The following is a 2,519-nucleotide window of genomic DNA, read 5'->3' as shown; positions in this document are numbered from 1 at the left end:
GTCCTCGGCCAGCGCGATGTCCACGCGCTGCGCCAAGACAACAGGGCCAGGATCAGCCGCCACGGCGCTTATTCGCGCGGGAACGGTGGGGCTTTCCAAGGTGGACGTTTCTATCTCGACCGGAAGAAAAACACCTTCAAGAGCGATACTCTCATCGGGCGACGATCCACCCTCCACTGGCGCGAACCGGGTATCCGCCTTCGCAAAGAAGTCCGGCGGCTGCGTGAGGAGAGGGAAGTGCTAAAAAAGGCGGCAATCCGTTGGCCGGTAGGTAAATGGCACATTCACCATTAGGCTTCTTTGCAGGCCAAAGCCCTCTCTCATGGTTTGTTGCACAAACCACTGCCGGGCAACGGGATGAGGTTTGCCTTCATTGATGCCTGGAAAAAAGATTGGCCGGTCGAGTTTCTCTGCCGTATCATGCAGGTTACACCTCGTGGGTTTCTACCAACAGAGCCGCCAGAACCGGCGATATGCCCAGCAGCCAGACCATCCCGGCAAGATCGCCCCGACCTGCCGCTAAAGGCCAAGCCCCAACAGCAGCCCGACCAAAGCATGGACGAAAAGCGCGTTTGAAACGGTCGGTGTTGGTGTGTGCCATGTGACGCACACCTTTTGTCCAAAGATTAATTCCAATCCAAATTACCCTAGGTCCACCGCGAAACTCGCGCCTTGCCACAGCGCGACATTGAACTCGGGAACCCGGCAGGCCGTCTTGAAAACACCAATATGTTACTAGACGACTGGTCTATTTTCCTGCTATTCACCTGTTATGAAGTCAACACTCAAAGATACGCGAAGTCATATTCTGGCTGTGGGGCGCAGCCTTACGGCAAGGCAAGGGTATACCGGCGTCGGCCTGAACGCGTTGTTGAAGGCAGCCGATGTGCCCAAAGGCTCATTCTATCACTACTTTCCCTCCAAAGAGGCTTACGGCTGTGCTCTGCTTGAGGATTTTGTGGAGCAATATCGCAAAGACCTTGGCGCGACCCTTCTCGATACGTCTCAAAACGCCCGCGCGCGGTTTTTTGGATATTTCGCGGGCTGGCTGCAAAAGCAAACAGGCCCTGCCCTGCAAGATCGCTGCCTTGTGGTCAAACTCTCGGCCGAGGTTGCAGATCTGTCGCCGGACATGAGCAAGATTTTGAGAAAGGGCGTTGAGGATATAATTGCCAGCCTGTCGGACACCCTCGACCAAGGCATCACCGAGGGCTCGATTGCACCCCTGCCAGACACCAAATCGCTGGCGCAATCCATCTATCATCAATGGCTGGGGGCCAGTCTGGTGGCGGGCCTGTCGCGAGATGACGCCGCCTTGAAAGCGGCGATGGCCACCACGGTGCAGGCGGTTCCCGCAGCATAACCCCGTCATTTTTAGTTAAAGAATAGACGACTGGCCTAATATAAAAGGAAGCCAAACAATGAACAATTTTGATCTTCGCAATCCCACCCATATTCTGTTCGGCAAAGGCCGCATCGCCGATCTGAGCGCCCAAGTGCCACAGGATGCCAAAGTTCTGCTGATCTATGGCGGCGGCAGCGCGGAACGCACCGGCGTTCTGGCGCAGGTCCGCACCGCACTCGGCGACCGCAGCGTTGTGGAATTCGGCGGCATCGAGCCGAACCCCCGCTATGCCACTGCGTTGAAGGCCGTCGACCTGATTGCCACGCATGGCATCACTTATCTGCTGGCGGTCGGCGGTGGCTCCGTCATAGACGCCACCAAATTCATTGCCGCGGCGGCAAAATTCAAGGGTGATCCGTGGGATATCCTGACCTCATGGGGCAGCGCCGTCACCGCCGCCCTGCCCTTCGGCACGGTGCTGACCCTGCCCGCAACGGGGTCAGAGATGAACCCGGCGTCGGTCATCACCCATGCTGAAAAAGGCGCAAAACTGCCGTTCATGAGCCCGCATTGCTATCCAGTGTTCTCGATCCTTGACCCAGAGCTGACCTATACCCTGCCGCCGCGCCAGATCGCCAACGGTGTTGCCGATGCGTTTGTGCATATCATCGAGCAATATCTGACCTATCCGGTCAACGCCGCCGTGCAAGACGGCTTTGCCGAAACGCTGCTGCGCACGTTGATTGATCTGGGGCCCAAAGCGCTGGAAACCCCGCTGGATTATGACATCCGCGCCAATCTGATGTGGACGGCCACGCTGGCGCTGAACGGTTTGATCGGCGCAGGTGTTCCGCAAGACTGGGCCAGCCATATGATCGGGCATGAGATTACGGCCCTGAATGACACCGATCACGCCCGCACTTTGGCCGTGGTGCTGCCAGCCTTGATGCAGGATCAGCGCGGGCCAAAACGCGCCAAGCTGCTGCAATATGCGGCAAATGTCTGGAATATCCGCGATGGGTCAGAGGATGCCCGCATTGATGCCGCCATCACCGCGACGCGAGAGTTTTTCCACAAGATGGGCATCCAGACCCGTCTTGGCGACTATGACCTCGGGGCCGCTGACATCGACCGGATCGTGACTGCGCTGAAAAATCACGGGATGACCGCCATA

The 2,519-nt window shown here is 57.6% G+C and carries 4 protein-coding genes; 3 read left to right on the top strand and 1 reads right to left on the bottom strand.

Annotated features, from left to right (window positions below; translation table 11 throughout):
- Positions 1-294, top strand: a 294-nt coding sequence (locus BMY36_RS20145; protein ID WP_175469350.1) for a hypothetical protein, incomplete at its 5' end; no start/stop codon positions are given.
- 133 nt (positions 295-427) lie between these two features.
- On the opposite strand, the gene BMY36_RS20140 is transcribed toward BMY36_RS20145, so the two are convergent.
- The gene (locus BMY36_RS20140; RefSeq protein ID WP_156215150.1) at positions 428-601 is read right to left on the bottom strand and encodes a hypothetical protein; all 174 of its coding nucleotides are present in this window, start codon (positions 599-601) and stop codon (positions 428-430) included.
- Positions 602-772: 171 nt separating this feature from the next.
- Here BMY36_RS20140 and BMY36_RS18985 point away from each other — a divergent pair, with 171 nt between their 5' ends.
- Together BMY36_RS18985 and BMY36_RS18980 are read left to right on the top strand one after the other, a co-directional pair.
- A complete protein-coding gene (locus BMY36_RS18985) occupies positions 773-1,363 on the top strand; it encodes a TetR/AcrR family transcriptional regulator (protein WP_050519398.1) in 591 nt (196 codons plus the stop codon).
- A 58-nt stretch (positions 1,364-1,421) separates the two neighbouring features.
- Positions 1,422-2,519: iron-containing alcohol dehydrogenase (locus BMY36_RS18980; protein WP_074819094.1), on the top strand; the 1,098-nt coding region annotated here is incomplete at its 3' end.

Source organism: Pseudorhodobacter antarcticus, from assembly GCF_900110135.1.
Classification (GTDB): Bacteria; Pseudomonadota; Alphaproteobacteria; order Rhodobacterales; family Rhodobacteraceae; genus Pseudorhodobacter; species Pseudorhodobacter antarcticus.
The sequence above is the reverse complement of the archived record's forward strand: the minus strand, read 5'-3'. Positions and strand labels throughout refer to the sequence as shown.